Genomic DNA, 15,474 nt, shown 5'->3' with positions numbered 1-15,474 from the left:
GGCTGGACAGTCTTTTCCCTTGCGGGAGCGTGGGAACGAGGGGTATGTTGCATCTGGCGGGGGCTGCCTTGTTATAAGTGCGGGCAGGCAGCCTATTCGCCAGCGCATCAGGCCGGTTTTTTCAGGGATGCGTGATAGTGTTCGACATAAGCTTCAAAGCTTTCGGTGTCGGATGCTTCCAGCTCTTTTTGCTCAAGAATGGAGTCTTGGGCCATGGTTTTGAATTGCTGGTCCACTTCGGGTGGCAATTCGGCAAATCGTAGTTCATCCGACTTTTCCTGGCTCTTCAGCAAGGTATAGTCGTGCAGGCTTAAGCCGCTTTCACGCAGTTCGCTCAACAGGCGGGCAGAAGGGGTAAGCCCGGCGTTGTCCAGTTTCTGGCGCTGCAATTCTACGGCAGCACTGTATTGGGTTGTACTGTAGGCAATATCAAGTTCTTTGGCATAAAGATTTACCTGGTCCAGGATCTGGTGTCCCCAGTCTTGCAGGCTTATGCTGTTGCCTTCGTTATTCAGGGTCAAGCCCGGTTTGCGACCGTTTTTCACTACATGTTTGAAATTGTCCTGGCAGATTTCACAAGGGCCGTCAAACGGTAAGCAACGGCTCTCATTGACTGCGCAGAAAAGCAGGAAGGCATCCATGAAGTGACAGGTGGTGTCGGCAATGCCAACCGGTTCAAAGGGATCGATATCCAGGCAGCGGACTTCAACATACTGTATGCCGCGCTCCATGAGTGCGGTTACCGGCCGTTCTCCGCGTGCCGTGGTGCGCTTGGGACGAATGCTGGAATAGAATTCATTTTCTATTTGCAGGACATTGGTGTTTAGCTGAATCCATTCTCCGTCACGGTGTGTGCCAATCTTTTCGTAGGCAGGCCAGGGTTGGGTGACCGCATTGTACATTTTGCTAACAAAAGAACCTAGGTCGTTGTAGCAAAGGGTCAGGGCTGCCTGCGCATCATTCTGGTAGCCCAGGTCACTCATGCGAAGGCTGGTGGCGTAAGGCAGGTATAGTGTGTCGTGATCCAGTGTTTGCAGATCATGGGGGGTATCAGCCAAAAATGATTTTGAAACTGCCGGAGAGGCGCCAAACAGATACATCAGGAGCCATGAGTAATGGGTAAAGTTGCGAATCAGGGCAAGGTAGCCATTGGATTGCTGTTCCTGGTGGGTATTGCCTTGGTATTCAAGCAAGTGCCATAAATCGGGCGGCAGGGAAAAGTTGTAATGCACACCGGCAATACATTGCATTTTTTTGCCATAACGTTCGGCCAGACCCCTGCGGTAAACGTGCTTGAGCATGCCTGAATTGGAAGTGCCATACCAGGCAATAGGGATCTCTGCTTCGGAAGGCAAAACAGCAGGCATTGATTGCATCCAGAGGCTTTCCTGGCTGACCTGCTGCATCACGAACTGGTGAACCTGGCGCAGTTCCTGCAACAGGGATTCCACGGTGGTGTGGGTACCGGTAATCAATTCAAGCAGCGATTCAGAGTAATCGGTAGTAATATGAGGGTGTGTAAGTGCCGAGCCAAGCGCCAGCGGATGCGATTGACGCGATAAATGACCTTCCCGGTTAACACGTAAACCTTCACGTTCAATTCCACGCATGGTTCGGGTTAAGATGTCGCGATGTTGTTGTAATTGAGTAAAGCGCTGCACAAATAATCCTGAATCGTCTGACGAAAATTCGATTTTAAGGGAGAAGTGGGCCAATTGGCCTGAAAATTATTTTTTATAATATTTTTATCCCCAACATGAATGTAATTACCCGTTTTTTTCTGCTTATGTCCTTTGTGTTGCTGGGTGCCTGTTCGCCCGAGTATGACTGGCGTAGCGTGAATACCGCGGAAGGCAATCTGACGGCTTTGTTTCCGGCCCGGCCGGTGGAGCAAACCAGGCAGGTGGAGCTTGATGGTGAAAAAATGCCGTTTACCATGCAGATTGCCACGGTCAGCGATGAGGTGTATGCCGTGGGATATCGTGTCTTTCCGGTGGAGATGGTGGCCGAGCAGGCAAAAATTGAGCAAAAAGGCAGGGCACTTATGGCTTCGGTTTACTACACCATGGGCGAACCCATGCCCGACCCGGCGCCCGCTTTTGGGGAAATATTCAGTTTTTACAAGGGGGTAAACGGCAAGGTTTTCAATGTGCATGTCAAAATACTGGCGGCCAACGGTATTATCGCCCAAGCCTATGTGGCTGCAGACAACCAGGCACCGGCAGAACAGGTCAGGCAGTTTCTTGATGGGGTGAAAATCAACTAAATGCCTGTCGTATGCCGTTGAAGATGTTAGAATCATGCTTTCAAAGTTTTGCGCCGATTTGCTTGATCTGCTTGCGGGCGCTTCAAAAATCCAGCTAAAGAGGTCCTTATGGCCGAATCTATTCCTGAAAAAAAATTGTCTCAATCCGTTGGTGTTGTCAGTCCGGTTTACCTGGACTTCCAAGAGCCCTTGCCCCTGGCAAGCGGGCAAGTCCTTGAAAGCTATACCCTTGCCATTGAAACTTATGGCACCCTCAATGAAAATGCATCGAATGCCGTACTGGTGTGCCATGCCCTGAATGCTTCCCATCATGTGGCCGGCATATCGGCTAGCGATCCCAATGATATCGGCTGGTGGGATAACATGGTGGGTCCGGGCAAGCCGGTGGATACCAATATTTTCTTTGTTATTGGCATCAATAACCTGGGTTCCTGTTTCGGTTCCTCGGGGCCAGCCTCCATTAATCCGCAAACCGGCACTCCGTGGGGGGCGGCGTTTCCGGTGCTTACTGTCGAAGACTGGGTCCATGCGCAGGCCAGGGTGGCTGATTATTTTGGCATTAAGCGCTTTGCGGCGGTCATGGGAGGTTCGCTGGGCGGCATGCAGGCCCTAAGCTGGGCAATCCAGTGCCCCGAGCGGGTGGCCCATTGCGTGGTCATTGCCAGTACCTGCAGCCTGTCTGCCCAGAATATCGCTTTCAATGAAGTGGCCCGGCGCGCCATCATTACCGACCCGGAGTTTTACGGTGGTGACTATTATGCGCACAAGACCGTGCCCAAACGGGGCCTGTCGGTGGCCCGCATGATTGGTCATATCACGTATTTATCCGATGATGACATGGCCGAAAAATTCGGCCGTGCGCAACGTAATCCCACCGAAGACGGCCGTTTCCGTTATGGCTACGATGTCGAGTTCGAAGTCGAGTCTTACCTTCGCTATCAGGGAGAAAAGTTCTCCGGTTACTTTGACGCAAATACTTATTTGCTGATTACCCGGGCATTGGATTATTTCGATCCGGCCCGCCGTCATGGTGGAGACCTGAGCAAGGCGCTGGCAAATGTCCAGGCCGATTTCCTGACGGTTTCTTTCACCACAGACTGGCGTTTTCCGCCCGAGCGTTCCCGTGAACTGGTGCGTGCCCTGCTAAAGAACCAAAGCAAAGTCACTTATGCCGAAATTGACGCGCCACATGGGCACGATGCCTTTTTGCTTTCCGATCCCCGATATCACGCCGTCGTTAAGGCGTATTACGAACGTATTGTGCGGGCCCTTGATCTTGCTCCAGAGGTAACGGCATGAATAAAAAATCGGTTTTAAGGCCCAATCAGGGAAAAATCCGCCCCGACCTCATTCGGATTGCCAGCTGGATCAAGGAAGGTACCCGTGTACTCGACTTGGGCTGTGGAGACGGTGCCTTGCTGGCACACGTTCAAAATAGCAAGGGTGTAACCGGTGTTGGCGTTGAGATTGAAGATAATCATGTCATTACCTGCGTGCAAAAAGGGGTAGAGGTCATTCAGCAAAACCTGGAAGATGGTCTGGCCATGTTTGACGACCGGCAGTTTGATACGGTCGTGCTGTCGCAAACGTTGCAAGCCATGAAGAATACCGAAGATATCCTGAAGGAAATGTCGCGGGTGGCACGTTACGGTATTGTGTCTTTTCCCAATTTCGGGCATTGGACCCATGGCTGGTCTATTCTTAACGGCCGCATGCCGGTTACCGGGCAAATGCCTTATCAGTGGTATAACACGCCTAATATTCATTTGTGCACCTTGCATGATTTTGAGGCGCTGACCAGCCAACTGGGGATTAAAATACTCGAGCGCGCCACCTTCAATGAGGATCGGGAAATTGCTTTCCTGCCAAGCTGGCGCAGTACGCTGGCGGTTTATCACTTTGAGTCAGCGCCCTTGGCGAAGGAATAAATCTTTTTTCTTTCGCCTAACACATAGCCCGGTCAATCAAGGAGTATGCATATTTTCAACTATATCCAACCTTATCTGAGCCGCCGGGTTTATCCATTGCTGTTGCTCGGGGTGGCCAGTGGCTTGCCACTGGCGCTGACCGGAGGCACCCTGCAGGCCTGGGCAACGGTTGAAAATGTGTCGCTCAAGGAAATCGGTTTCCTGACCCTGGTGGGGGCGGCGTATACGTTCAAATTCCTGTGGGCTCCCCTCATTGACCGCTTTGTGCCTCCCTTCATGGGACGGCGGCGTGGCTGGATGGCGATTGCGCAAATTGCTTTGGGCATCACCATTGCTTGCATGAGCCTGTTCAGCCCGTCTGAAAACCTGTTTGTGCTGGCCTTGCTGGCTACCGCGGTGGCCTTTCTGTCGGCTACCCAGGATATTGCCTTCGATGCTTATAGCGCCGAAGTGCTGAAACCTGAAGAGCGGGCAGCGGGGGCGGCCATCCGTACGCTGGGCTATCGCATCGGGATGATTGTTTCCGGAGGTCTGGCGCTGGTGATTGCCTCGGTCTGGCTGGGGTGGGCCAATATGTATCTGCTCATGGGCCTGTTGATGTTCGGTTTTGCCGTGCTAACCTGGCTGGCCCCTGAGCCGGATGACTCACGAATACAGCCGCCGCGCAATATTTATGATGCCTTTACCGTGCCGTTCCGGGAGTTTTTTTCACGTCCCGAGGCATGGTCCATTCTGGCCCTGATCGTATTTTATAAACTGGGTGATGCCTTTGCCGGCGCCCTGTCCACGACCTTCCTGATTCGTGGGGCCGGTTTTCCGCCCGAGGTGGTGGGTTCGGTCAACAAGATCCTGGCCGTTATCGCGACCATCATTGGGGCCCTGGTAGGGGGTTCCATCATGAGCAAGCTGGGCCTTTACCGTTCGTTGATGTTTTTTGGGGTAATGCAGGCAGTATCCAACCTGGCATATTGGGTGGTTGCCATTATGCCGCAAAGCATTCCTGTGATGGCGCTTGCGGTTGGCCTGGAAAACCTGTGTGGGGGCTTGGGGACGGCCGCTTTTGTGGCGCTGTTAATGGCCTTGTGTCACCAGCAGTTTACGGCTACCCAGTTTGCCCTGTTATCGGCTTTGTCTTCAGTGGGACGCGTTTTTCTGGCAGGTCCCCTGACCCCGCCACTGGTGGAATCGTTTGGCTGGCCCGGATTCTTTATTTTTACGGTGTTTATTGCGCTGCCCGGTTTGTTGCTGTTGTGGTTTCGCCGCAAGGAGCTTAACCGGTTGGACCGGCCGCAAGAAACGGAAGATGCGGGCGCTGAAACCGAAGCAGGAATGTCTACTGCATCTCGCTAATATGTATGCATTCCCACGCTCTGAACTGACCCCTAAAAGTTGAATGGGTGTCCAACTTTTTGGGGTCAGTTCACTCCTGCATGGGAACACGTACGAACCCTGAGCGGGCAATAATGTCGGTATCTAGGTCAGCCTTGCCAGTCCTGCCGGTAAGCTTAAAGGCTAATGTCGTAATCAATCGTTAGCGGTGCGTGGTCTGAAAAACGCTCGTCTTTATAAATAGAGGTGGCCACGGCTTTGTCGGCAATGCCCGGGGTTGCAATTTGGTAATCAATCCGCCACCCCACGTTTTTGGCCCAGGCCTGGCCACGGTTGCTCCACCAGGTGTATTGGTCGGGCTCGGGGTTCAGCTTCCTGAACACATCCACAAAACCCCGGCGGTCAAAGACATCTGACATCCAGGCCCGCTCTTCCGGTGTAAAACCCGAGTTCTTCAGGTTGCCTTTCCAGTTTTTCAGGTCAATTTCCTTGTGGGCGATATTCCAGTCACCGCAAATGATGTAGTTGTGACCGGTTTTTAGATGGTCTTCCATCATGGCATCAATCCAGGGACCGAATTTGTCCAGGAAACGGAACTTGGCCGCTTGCCGTTCTTCGCTACTGGAGCCTGAAGGCAGGTAGGCACTGATAACGGTCAGGTCATCCCAGCGGGCACGGATCAGCCGGCCTTCCGCGTCAAATTCATCACAGCCCATGCCGGTTGCTACCGGTACATCTTGGCGGGTATAAATGCCTACCCCGCTATAGCCTTTTTTTTCAGCGTGGCAAAAAAAGCCGCGGTAATCAAGCGGGTTGCGCAATTCGTTAACCAGGTCCGGGTCGCTAACTTTAATTTCCTGTAGGCAGACAATATCGGCATTATGTTTTTCCAGCCAGGGAATAAGTCCTTTTTTGGCGGCGGAACGAATGCCGTTGACATTGATGGAGGTAACGCGTAACAAAATAAATTCCTCTTTTATTTTTAAGCTATGTTTGCTTGGGAAAGATGACTGCCGTTATTATAAATAACCCACCAATAACCATGCATTGGGTGGGTCTCGGCAAACAGTATCCAAGGCTCAACAATAGCATAAACCCGCGCAAGGAAAATGATTAGTCCCTTTGAAATATGGTTATGCAGGGAGCAGTTCTTCCGCTTTATTTTGTTGGTGTAACGCGATGCCTTGCAGAACAGGTGTTGCCAAATTGGCGACCAGTTCAAGGCGCTGTCTTAGGGCAGCGCTTGTAATCAGGCCATCCTCAATGTCTTCCTGCGTGGCGTATATGCCGGCAGGCAGGCTAAGCGCATGAAAGAACCCGAACAGGGTGCGTAGCTGGTGGTCAATCATCAACGCATGTCGGGTGCTGCCACCGGTTGCAGCCAGCAGAACAGGTTTGCCAGCGATGGCATTCATATCAACCAGGTCAAACAAATGTTTACACAGGCCGGGAATGGAGCCCTTGAATACGGGAGTCCCTACGATTAGAAAATCGGCCTTTTCAATTCGTGATAAAGCCTGTTTTGCATAATCGTTCAGATGATCGGCGGAAAGTGCTGTTCCAATATAGGGAACCAGATCGACTAGATCGATGAATTCAGTTTCAAGCGTAACTCGCTTTGATATTTGTTTCTCGATTTCATTCAGCAGTACACCGGTACGGGATGGGCGGTGCAAGCTGCCGTTGATGACGACCGTAGTTAATGGTTGTGACATGTTGTTCTCTTTTCGGTTAGATGTATATTAATTCTGGCCGTTGAGGAATTCTTCAGCCAGGATTAAGTAATTGACTCATTGCATTAACAAATAGGATTCACAAAAACAGGATTCAAAAAAAGCAAAATCGTATTTCAGTTAATCTTGATGTTGGCTTCGGCTGCTAGCGCTCTCCATAGCGGGATTTCTGTTTTTACAATGTGATCCAGCTCTGCAGTCGTGCCTCCAACTGCTACAGCACCCTGTGCTAGAAACGCTTCTTGTATCGCTTTGTCTTTGGTGCTGTTAGCTAATATTGTCTGAATTTTATTAATGATTGTCTCAGGGGTATTGGCTGGTGCAAACATGGCATACCATGAATCCACATTAAAGCCAGGCAGTGTTTCTGAGACAGCAGGAACATCGGGCAGCACGGGGGTGCGATTTGTGGTGGATACGGCAAGCGCCTTCAGTTTCCCTGATTTGATGTGCTGTGTTACGGCTGGCAAGGAAACCCAGAGTAGGGGAATTTGTCCACCCAGTACATCAATGGTAGCAGGACCACCTCCACGGTAAGGAACGTGTGTCAGTTCTGTTTTTGAGCTTTTCTTGAATAATTCAACGGCAATATGACTAGGTGTGCCAACACCGGCAGAGCCATAAATCAAGGGGGTGTCCGAATTTTGGGCAAACGTGATCAATTCCTTGATGGTGGAGGGTGGGAATGAGGGGTTTGCAACCAGAACTTGCGGTGCCGAGGCCACCAGGGAGACGGGAGTCAGGTCTTTTTCGGTGTCAAACGGCAGTGTTTCATAAATGGCTGGATTGATGGTATGCGAGGATAGCGTCAATAATAAGGTATAGCCATCAGGATCACTTTTAGCGACTTGTGATGTACCAATGGTTCCACCGGCGCCGCCTTTGTATTCGATAACGACACTTTGACCTAGCTGCGTGGCAAGCGGCTCTTGAATAATATTGGCTGCGACGCCTACACTGCCACCGGTTGGGTAGGGCACGACCAGGCGGATAGGTTTATCCGGGTAGGTTTCTGCATTCGAGAGGGTTGTGAATGCAAGGGTAAAAATGGTAAACAGTGTCTTGATTTTATTTGGTATTTTCATTTCAATTCTTCTGGATTTCAATTTCTTTAATAAGGCCATTTCAGCACTAATATGAATCTGGCCATGATTAATGGATAGAGCTTATGGTCTGGCCAGCACGAAAGGCATGCTGGCAATCAAGCGTGCAGTCGCCCTTACAGCACATTAAAAAAATGGGTGCCATCGCGGTTCAGTTGTTCCACAAGACCAAACTCCCAGTCCAGATAAGCTTGCATGGCACTGGCCGGGGCATCGGTGCCTTCATAAGGACGGCGATATCGGTCAATAGCGGGGCTGGCCAGATGACTTGGGCCATGCTCCAGTGGCAGGCCTGCATCTATCCAGGCTTGGGTGCCTCCATTCAATACAAAGATAGGGCTTGAAGTATGGGCCTGTGCATCATTCGCGGCAAAGCGGGCCAGTTGGCTTGAGCCACATGTGAAAATGAATTTTTTGTCGGCTGGCTGGGCTGCAACTAATCTTCCGATGTGGCTGCGCAGGGCAAATCGGGCGCCAGGAATATGACGCTTCAGGTAATTGACACTAGTTGTAAAATCAAAAATCAGGTAGTTTTCATTTTCATCAGCGTTAAGGATTTCCTGAAGTTGTGAGGCTGAAATTTCCTGTGTTTTGCCTGGTTCAGGAGCAGGGTTTGAGGTTTCACCTTTGACCGTAAAATCCTCGGGATCGGCAGGTTCAATGACAAAGGTTTCCCAGCCCATTTGCGCAAGCCATGAGGCAGACATGTTTGCCCGTACGCCATCCAGGTCTGCCAGAACAATTCGTGCTCCCCTGACGGGGGCGGTGTGATCGGTTTCCTGGACCAGTTGTCCACCCGGTACATTGATAAAGCCGGCTAAATGACCGTTTTTATATTCTTCGGGTGTTCGTACATCAATGAGGTAAGTGGTACGGCCCTTTTCCTGCAGTTGCGGCAGCGAGTCGATCGTAATGTGCCTGACCCCGGCGGCATCGGCGACACGGCGCGCATCAGCCTGAGCCAATTCAAGAGCCTGCCTGTCAATATTGTCAGGGAATTTTCTGTTTGCCCCGGTTTCCAGTTCGTAGCCGGCCAGTGTCCAGCCAATCGTGCCATTGCGCAGTGCGGCAATCGGGTTGGGAAGGCCTGCATTGACCAATGATTGGGTACCTATGATGCTTCTGGTGCGGCCTGCGCAATTGACGATAATCGGGGTTGATGGGTTGGGGGCTAGTGCTCGTGCCCGCAGCACCAGCTCTGCGCCCGGCACACTGATTGAGCCTGGAATGTTCATGGTTTGGTATTCATCAAAGCGGCGTGCATCCAGAACAATCGTATCAGTATCGCTTTCTAGCCGTTTTTTGACTTCCTCGGCGCTTAGGGATGGTGTGTCTTTATGATGTTCAACCCACTCGCCAAATGATTTGCTGGGAACATTAACATCCCTGAAAATTTCACCGCCCGCAGCGCGCCATCCTTCAAGGCCGCCTTCCAGAATAAATACCCGGGTATAACCCAGCCCGGACAGAATCTGTGCTGCACGGGGTGCCAAGTCTTCCAATTCATCTTCACCATATACCACAATCGTCGTATCCCGTCTGGGGATGCGGCGCCACGCCTGCAGTTCCAGGCGGGACAGCGGAAAATTGCTGGCCCATAGCGGGTGTTCTTGTGCATAGGGGTCTTCTTCACGTACATCAATCAGTGCAATTTCATTGCGTGCCAGCAGTTTTTCTCGGACGGTGGCGGCACTGAGTACAGGATAGGCATGGATTGTCATTTACTGATTTCCTTATGAGTTCAAGTTCATGGATAAGCTGACATCAAGCCATGAACAGGTATATGATTATTTTTAATTAAGTTAATGGATAAATATTTAAAAAAAACATGAAAATTGATGATATTGATGCTTTTGTGGCAGTCATGCGCTGTCAGTCCATCAGTTTGGCTGCACAGGAATTGGGTTTGACGCAACCAGCGATTACCCGTCGTGTCCAGAGTTTTGAAGAGGCGCTGGGTGTACAGTTGCTGGACCGCAATTCCAAGCCGCCAAAGCCAACGGATTTGGGCAAGCGCGTGCATGAGCAATGCAATGCCGTGTTGCGGGAAATTGACATTTTGTGTGAACTGGCAGCGGTTGATTTTCCACCTGCCGGAAATATTCGTCTTGGGTTGACCCAGGGGATTGGAGAGCTGGTTGCTTTGCCCGTTTTGGCTGAATTGAAAAAAAATTGGCCAGATGTGCATCCTTTGATGGCTACGGGTTCTGGTGGTCAGTTGATGCTTGAACGTTTGGAACGTGGGGAACTGGATGCCGCGGTCCTTTTTTTGCCCACAGGTGCCGCGTTGCCCAAAAATTTTCATGGGGAAAAACTGCTTAAATCGAAACTGATTGTGGTTGGGCGCAAGGACGAGTGGAACAAACGCCAATATTCGCTGGAGCAGTGCAACAGCAAAGGCTGGGTGTTGAATCCGGACGGTTGCGGTTTCAGGGCTGGCCTGAAGCGTACGTTGGCCATGAAGAACTTGTCTTTGCTTGTCAATCTGGACACTTATAGTCGTGCGGTTCAATTGCAAAGTATTGTGCAGGGTATGGGCCTGGGCCTGTTTCCTGAAACTTTCTTGCACGGTAATGATTGGAGTGATCAGCTTCATCGGGTCAATGTCATTAACTTCAAGCCGGTTATTGAGTTGTGGCTGGTATATGGCAAAGCATTGGGTCGCTTGCAAGATCCAGCCAGAGAGTTTGGTAAATATATTGCGCACTTCATGCTTAAACTAAACAGTAGCCAGCGCGGTGCGCCCGGCCATGACTAAGACGCTGTCATTTTGTGGGGTATGGATGCGGCTGCATAATACGTCCCGGTAATGCCGTTCAAGTGGATTGTTACGGCTAAGCCCATGATTGCCGCAAAGAGACAAGGCCTGTTCCACGGCTTGAATGGCATTGTTGGTGACGATGTACTTGGCCAGGCCGCTTTCGCTTGGGGACCCCGGTGTGTTCTGGTCGGTTTGTTGGGTCAGGTGATCCAGAATAACTTTATTGGTATGCAGTAAGGATTCTATCCGGCCAACCTGTTCCTGTATCCGCGGTACGGTAGACAAAGGGGCGCCCAGGCTGCTAGGTGTCCGGTTACGCAGAAAATCCAATAACCAGTCACGGGCTGCACGGGCAACGGCATCATATAAGGTGCTTAAAAGCACAATCATCCAGGCTTGTTGATCCCTGTTTTGTCCCAAATCAGTGTGTGAGGTGCCGCTGGCTGCCCATTCTTCAGGGAGTCGTAAGTCAACGGCATGGCTGGGTGCCAGCTTGACATTGTCAAAAATCACCAAATGGCTGCCAGATGCCCGCAAGCCCATATGATTCCAGTTTTCCACAATACTCAGCCCTTTATCTACGCTTGGGCGATGCACCAGAAACGTTCCCGTGCGCGGTTTTTCTTCATCGGTTTTGGCCCAGACGGCCATCCATTCCAGCGCGGGTGAGCCGGTGCAGAAAACTTTCTGGCCGCTCAGTAACCATCCATTATCCTGTTTGCGCGCAGTCGTGTCGGGTAAACCGCCCCTGGCCGGTGAGCCCAGCTCTGGTTCAACACGCAGGGCGTTGATTAAACCCCCGTGCCTGGCACTTTGCAGTACTTGTTCCCGTATTGTTTTAGGCCATTGATTATCAGGGCGGCTTAGTTGACGATGATTCAGGTAGGTCATCGTGAGGACCAGCGCTGTTGCCGGTTCGGCATAAGCAATGGTTTCAATGACTTTGCGGGCTTGTGAAAGCGTTGCGCCATGTCCAAAGGGAGAGGGGGCAACCAGCTGTATTAAACCTGCCTGCCGTAAGGCGGCTATGTTTTCATGAGGAAACTGTCCGCTTTGATCAAAATGCGCGGCTGTTTTTTGAAATGCCGTGCGCAGTGAAAGAAGATCCGTATCTGAAATAATCGTTGGCGAGTTTGTATCTGGACTGATTGTATTGCTGAAAATCATAATCGTTGTGGCCTGCAAATGACGCAATTCTTTGGTAAACAATCATCTTAAGGTTTTTATCAAATAAATTTAAATATGCAAAATTTATATAAACATTAATTTTTTGTATTTAAAAAATTTATAAAAGAGGCGTAGTCTCCAAGATGTTTTCTGCCATGAACAGAAAAATAAACAACAAAATAAATCTCTGGAGCGATTTGAAATGAGTGTGCAAATTATTGGAATGATCCAAAGCCAAAAACAATCGGAAATACAGGCGGCCACAGGGCCGGTCATTGATCGGGCATATGTGCGGGATTTTGCCCAGGCCCATGAAAAATCAGGTTTTGACCGAATTCTGGTGCCCCATCATTCGACCGGGCCATCTGCTGCCCATACGATTGCTTATGCCGCCGGTGTCACTGAACGGATCCATTTCATGCTTGCGCACCGTCCCGGTTTCGTGTCACCAACCTATGCGGCCCGTGATATTGCATCACTTGACCAATTTACCGGAGGGCGTCTTGGCGTGCATTTCATTTCAGGAGGATCTGATTATGAACAGCGCAGGGACGGAGACTATCTTGACCATGATGAGCGCTATGCACGCACCGATGAGTATCTCAGTGTGCTTCGTCAGGTCTGGACGGCTGAGGCGCCTTTCAGCCATGAAGGAAAATATTATCGTTTTGAGGATGCCTGGTCTGAAGTCAAGCCTGCTCAAAAACCACATGTACCCATTTTCTTTGGCGGCGCTTCCGAAATTGCGCTTGATGTGGCGGCACGGCATGCCGATATCTATGCCTTGTGGGGGGAATCATTAGAGCAGGTCCGTGAGTTGACTCACCGGGTTCGTGCCAAGGCGGCTGCGAATAAACGAAAAATCGGCTTTTCTGTTTCATTCAGGCCCATTCTGGCGGAGACCGAAGAAAAAGCCTGGGCAAGGGCGGACCAGATTCTGCAACAGGCGAAGCATTTGCGTGCGCTTCAAGGCTTGACCGAACCGGGTGATCCCCAGCAAAGCGAAGGTGCCAGGCGTTTGCTGGCAGCGGCAAAGCAGGGCGCCAGGGTTGATCAATTGTTGTGGACGGAAATTGCCAAATTGACCGGTGCCCGTTCGAACTCAACGGCTTTGGTGGGAACCCCTGAACAGGTCGCGCAGGCACTGCTGCAATATTACGATCTGGGCGTTGAAACATTTCTGCTTCGTGGATTTGATCCACTGGAGGATGCCAGGGATTATGGGCGTGAGCTGATTCCGAGATTGCGTGAAGGTGTTCGGGCCCGACAGATTCAGATCGATAAAGCGGTTGCCTGAATTGATGATTAACGACAACCGGAAATCAAAATGAATGCAATTGTAGCTTTGAAACATGAAGCGGAAACAGCAAGTGGCTTGCTGTTGAACCCTACCCCGGTGCAGAAATTCTGGTTTGAGCCGGCACCATCGAACCGTACCTTGGCAGAAGAGCGACGTCATCGCCAGGAGCGTCTGGCAGCGGCATTCCGGCTATTTGCGCGCTATGGCTTTGACCAGGGATTGGCCGGGCACATTACCGCGCGGGATCCGGAATTAACCGATCATTTTTGGGTTAACCCGTTGGGTATCCATTTTTCGCGAATGCGTGTCTCAGACCTGTTACTGGTGAATAGTCGTGGCGAGACCGTCATTGGCAACCTTCCCCTGAACAAAGCAGCCTTTGCCATTCATGCCGCCATTCATGAGGCGCATCCCGGTCTGGTGGCTGCCGCACATACCCATTCTACTTTTGGCAAGGCCTGGTCAACATTGGGGCGAAGCTTGGATCCATTGACACAGGATGCTTGTTCATTCTACGAAGATCATGTGCTCTTTGATGACTTTACCGGCATGGTTGTGGATATTAGTGAGGGCGAACGGATTGCCCAAGCGCTCTTCAAGGATGATCAATCAGCCTATAAAGGCGTCATCCTGAAAAATCACGGCATTTTGTCGGTAGGCACGACGGTTGAGGCTGCTGCCTGGTATTACATTGCGCTTGACAATGCGTGTCACACCCAATTGCTCGCAGAGGCTGCGGGCACCCCCAAGCCTATTGATCATGAAACGGCAAAGCTGACCCATTCACAAGTGGGTGGCAGTGAAGGGGCACGTTACGCATTTGAAAGTTTATATGCAGGTTTGCTAAAAGACGAACCTGACTTTTTGGAGTAGGAGTAATTTATGCACAAACTCAGTCAAATTAACCGACGCAAGTTTTTAGGCCTCACGCTTGGCACCGCGCTTGCGGCACCTGTTCTTTTGCACAACAGTCAAGCCTGGTCAGGTCAAAAAAAATTGACGTTTGCCTGGAATCAGAATGCATTTTGCCTGACTCCTGTGGTGGTGGCAAAAGAGTTGGGTTATTTCGAGAAAAATGGTCTTGATGTTGATTTGCTCAACTACAGCGGCTCTACCGATCAGCTGCTGGAGTCGGTGGCAACCGGCAAGGCGGATGCCGCGATTGGCATGATCCATCGCTGGTTGAAACCGCTTGAGGCAGGGTTCGATGTGAAAATTGTGGGTAGCTCGCATGGGGGGTGTGTTCGATTGCTGGGACACAAGGCTTCTGGTGTGACCCAATTAAACGACTTGAAAGGAAAAACCGTGGGAGTCAGCGATTTGGCGGCACCTGGCAAGCACTTTTTCACGATTCTGCTGGCAAAAAACGGCATTGACCCGGACAAGGACATAACCTGGCGCCAGTATCCCGCTGATTTGTTGGGGATCGCTGTGGACAAGGGTGAAATCCAGGCGATTGCCGATGGTGACCCCAATCTTTATTTGCTGGAAAAACGCACCAACGGTGCTTATGTTGAGCTGGCCACCAACCTGTCCGGCGAATATGCCCGCAAGACTTGCTGCGTGGTCGGGGTGCGTGGAGAGCTGGTGCGCAATGATAAGCCAACGGCCGCGGCATTAGCGCGCTCGATCGTGCAGGCGAGTGATTTCATGCTGGAGAACCCCAATCAGGCAGCCCGTATTTTTGCAAAATACTCACCCAAAATTACCGAGGATGATTTGCTCAAGCTGTATAACACCTTGACCTTTGATCATCATCCTACCAATGTCGATTTACGAGATGAAATTGCCTTCTTTGCTGAAGATTTTAAAAGTATCGGTGTCATCAAGCCATCTACAGATACCAAACGCTTTTCGCAGCATGTCTATGTTGATGTTTTGGGGTGA

General features: G+C 50.9%; 14 protein-coding genes and 1 riboswitch. Of the genes, 8 read left to right on the top strand and 6 right to left on the bottom strand.

Going from position 1 to position 15,474, the window contains the following annotated elements; all coding sequences use genetic code 11:
- Positions 1-107: 107 nt before the first annotated feature.
- Positions 108-1,661, bottom strand: coding sequence for a glutamate--cysteine ligase (gene gshA, locus ACM5Q9_RS08170; protein WP_418144240.1), 1,554 nt, complete (start codon positions 1,659-1,661; stop codon positions 108-110).
- A gap of 95 nt (positions 1,662-1,756) precedes the next feature.
- Between gshA and ACM5Q9_RS08165 the strand changes: the two genes are divergently transcribed.
- The 4 genes from ACM5Q9_RS08165 (at position 1,757) to ACM5Q9_RS08150 (ending at position 5,544) form a co-directional block, all read left to right on the top strand.
- Positions 1,757-2,266: a hypothetical protein gene (locus ACM5Q9_RS08165; protein WP_418144239.1), complete on the top strand. Its 510-nt coding sequence runs from the start codon at positions 1,757-1,759 to the stop codon at positions 2,264-2,266.
- Between the two features lie 40 nt (positions 2,267-2,306).
- Positions 2,307-2,385: riboswitch (SAM riboswitch) on the top strand.
- Positions 2,375-3,565, top strand: a complete 1,191-nt coding sequence (gene metX / locus ACM5Q9_RS08160) for a homoserine O-succinyltransferase MetX (protein ID WP_418144238.1) — start codon at positions 2,375-2,377, stop codon at positions 3,563-3,565. (Overlaps the previous riboswitch by 11 nt.)
- The gene (metW, locus tag ACM5Q9_RS08155) at positions 3,562-4,194 is read left to right on the top strand and encodes a methionine biosynthesis protein MetW (protein WP_418144237.1); all 633 of its coding nucleotides are present in this window, start codon (positions 3,562-3,564) and stop codon (positions 4,192-4,194) included. Before metX ends, metW begins: the two co-directional genes overlap by 4 nt.
- Before the next feature lie 45 nt (positions 4,195-4,239).
- Positions 4,240-5,544 (top strand): AmpG family muropeptide MFS transporter, encoded by a 1,305-nt coding sequence (locus ACM5Q9_RS08150; protein WP_418144236.1) that lies wholly within the window; start codon positions 4,240-4,242, stop codon positions 5,542-5,544.
- Between the two features lie 155 nt (positions 5,545-5,699).
- Here the strand turns inward: ACM5Q9_RS08150 and ACM5Q9_RS08145 are convergent, their stop codons facing one another.
- From ACM5Q9_RS08145 to ACM5Q9_RS08130, 4 genes are all read right to left on the bottom strand, one after another.
- A complete protein-coding gene (locus tag ACM5Q9_RS08145) occupies positions 5,700-6,485 on the bottom strand; it encodes an exodeoxyribonuclease III (protein ID WP_418144235.1) in 786 nt (261 codons plus the stop codon).
- 171 nt (positions 6,486-6,656) lie between these two features.
- Positions 6,657-7,238 (bottom strand): FMN reductase, encoded by a 582-nt coding sequence (msuE, locus tag ACM5Q9_RS08140; RefSeq protein WP_418144234.1) that lies wholly within the window; start codon positions 7,236-7,238, stop codon positions 6,657-6,659.
- A 134-nt stretch (positions 7,239-7,372) separates the two neighbouring features.
- Positions 7,373-8,341 carry a tripartite tricarboxylate transporter substrate binding protein gene (locus ACM5Q9_RS08135; RefSeq protein WP_418144233.1) on the bottom strand — a complete coding sequence of 323 codons (969 nt, stop codon included), beginning with the start codon at positions 8,339-8,341 and terminating at the stop codon, positions 7,373-7,375.
- A gap of 134 nt (positions 8,342-8,475) precedes the next feature.
- Positions 8,476-10,080, bottom strand: a complete 1,605-nt coding sequence (locus tag ACM5Q9_RS08130) for a rhodanese-related sulfurtransferase (protein ID WP_418144232.1) — start codon at positions 10,078-10,080, stop codon at positions 8,476-8,478.
- Between the two features lie 107 nt (positions 10,081-10,187).
- Here ACM5Q9_RS08130 and ACM5Q9_RS08125 point away from each other — a divergent pair, with 107 nt between their 5' ends.
- Positions 10,188-11,117 carry a LysR family transcriptional regulator gene (locus ACM5Q9_RS08125; protein WP_418144231.1) on the top strand — a complete coding sequence of 310 codons (930 nt, stop codon included), beginning with the start codon at positions 10,188-10,190 and terminating at the stop codon, positions 11,115-11,117.
- Here ACM5Q9_RS08125 and ACM5Q9_RS08120 read toward each other — a convergent pair.
- Positions 11,079-12,287 (bottom strand): acyl-CoA dehydrogenase family protein, encoded by a 1,209-nt coding sequence (locus ACM5Q9_RS08120; RefSeq protein WP_418144230.1) that lies wholly within the window; start codon positions 12,285-12,287, stop codon positions 11,079-11,081. The genes ACM5Q9_RS08125 and ACM5Q9_RS08120 overlap by 39 nt on opposite strands.
- A gap of 202 nt (positions 12,288-12,489) precedes the next feature.
- Here ACM5Q9_RS08120 and ACM5Q9_RS08115 point away from each other — a divergent pair, with 202 nt between their 5' ends.
- The 3 genes from ACM5Q9_RS08115 to ACM5Q9_RS08105 are packed head-to-tail and all read left to right on the top strand — an operon-like array spanning position 12,490 to position 15,474.
- Positions 12,490-13,584 carry an LLM class flavin-dependent oxidoreductase gene (locus ACM5Q9_RS08115; RefSeq protein WP_418144229.1) on the top strand — a complete coding sequence of 365 codons (1,095 nt, stop codon included), beginning with the start codon at positions 12,490-12,492 and terminating at the stop codon, positions 13,582-13,584.
- 30 nt (positions 13,585-13,614) lie between these two features.
- Positions 13,615-14,460, top strand: a complete 846-nt coding sequence (locus tag ACM5Q9_RS08110) for a class II aldolase/adducin family protein (protein WP_418144228.1) — start codon at positions 13,615-13,617, stop codon at positions 14,458-14,460.
- Between the two features lie 9 nt (positions 14,461-14,469).
- Positions 14,470-15,474, top strand: a complete 1,005-nt coding sequence (locus ACM5Q9_RS08105) for an ABC transporter substrate-binding protein (RefSeq protein WP_418144227.1) — start codon at positions 14,470-14,472, stop codon at positions 15,472-15,474.

Origin of the sequence: Advenella sp. RU8 (assembly GCF_048381675.1) — a bacterium.
GTDB lineage: Bacteria > Pseudomonadota > Gammaproteobacteria > Burkholderiales > Burkholderiaceae_B > Advenella.
This window is presented reverse-complemented; position numbering and strand designations above follow the sequence as displayed.

Excerpts from the sequence above, each read along its gene's own strand:
- ACM5Q9_RS08125 (WP_418144231.1), top strand. The coding sequence starts at position 10,188 with ATGAAAATTGATGATATTGATGCTTTTGTGGCAGTCATGCGCTGTCAG.
- ACM5Q9_RS08105 (WP_418144227.1), top strand. The coding sequence starts at position 14,470 with ATGCACAAACTCAGTCAAATTAACCGACGCAAGTTTTTAGGCCTCACG.
- metW (WP_418144237.1), top strand. The coding sequence starts at position 3,562 with ATGAATAAAAAATCGGTTTTAAGGCCCAATCAGGGAAAAATCCGCCCC.
- ACM5Q9_RS08165 (WP_418144239.1), top strand. The coding sequence starts at position 1,757 with ATGAATGTAATTACCCGTTTTTTTCTGCTTATGTCCTTTGTGTTGCTG.
- ACM5Q9_RS08135 (WP_418144233.1), bottom strand. The coding sequence starts at position 8,341 with ATGAAAATACCAAATAAAATCAAGACACTGTTTACCATTTTTACCCTT.
- ACM5Q9_RS08120 (WP_418144230.1), bottom strand. The coding sequence starts at position 12,287 with ATGATTTTCAGCAATACAATCAGTCCAGATACAAACTCGCCAACGATT.
- ACM5Q9_RS08115 (WP_418144229.1), top strand. The coding sequence starts at position 12,490 with ATGAGTGTGCAAATTATTGGAATGATCCAAAGCCAAAAACAATCGGAA.
- msuE (WP_418144234.1), bottom strand. The coding sequence starts at position 7,238 with ATGTCACAACCATTAACTACGGTCGTCATCAACGGCAGCTTGCACCGC.
- ACM5Q9_RS08110 (WP_418144228.1), top strand. The coding sequence starts at position 13,615 with ATGAATGCAATTGTAGCTTTGAAACATGAAGCGGAAACAGCAAGTGGC.
- metX (WP_418144238.1), top strand. The coding sequence starts at position 2,375 with ATGGCCGAATCTATTCCTGAAAAAAAATTGTCTCAATCCGTTGGTGTT.
- ACM5Q9_RS08130 (WP_418144232.1), bottom strand. The coding sequence starts at position 10,080 with ATGACAATCCATGCCTATCCTGTACTCAGTGCCGCCACCGTCCGAGAA.
- ACM5Q9_RS08150 (WP_418144236.1), top strand. The coding sequence starts at position 4,240 with ATGCATATTTTCAACTATATCCAACCTTATCTGAGCCGCCGGGTTTAT.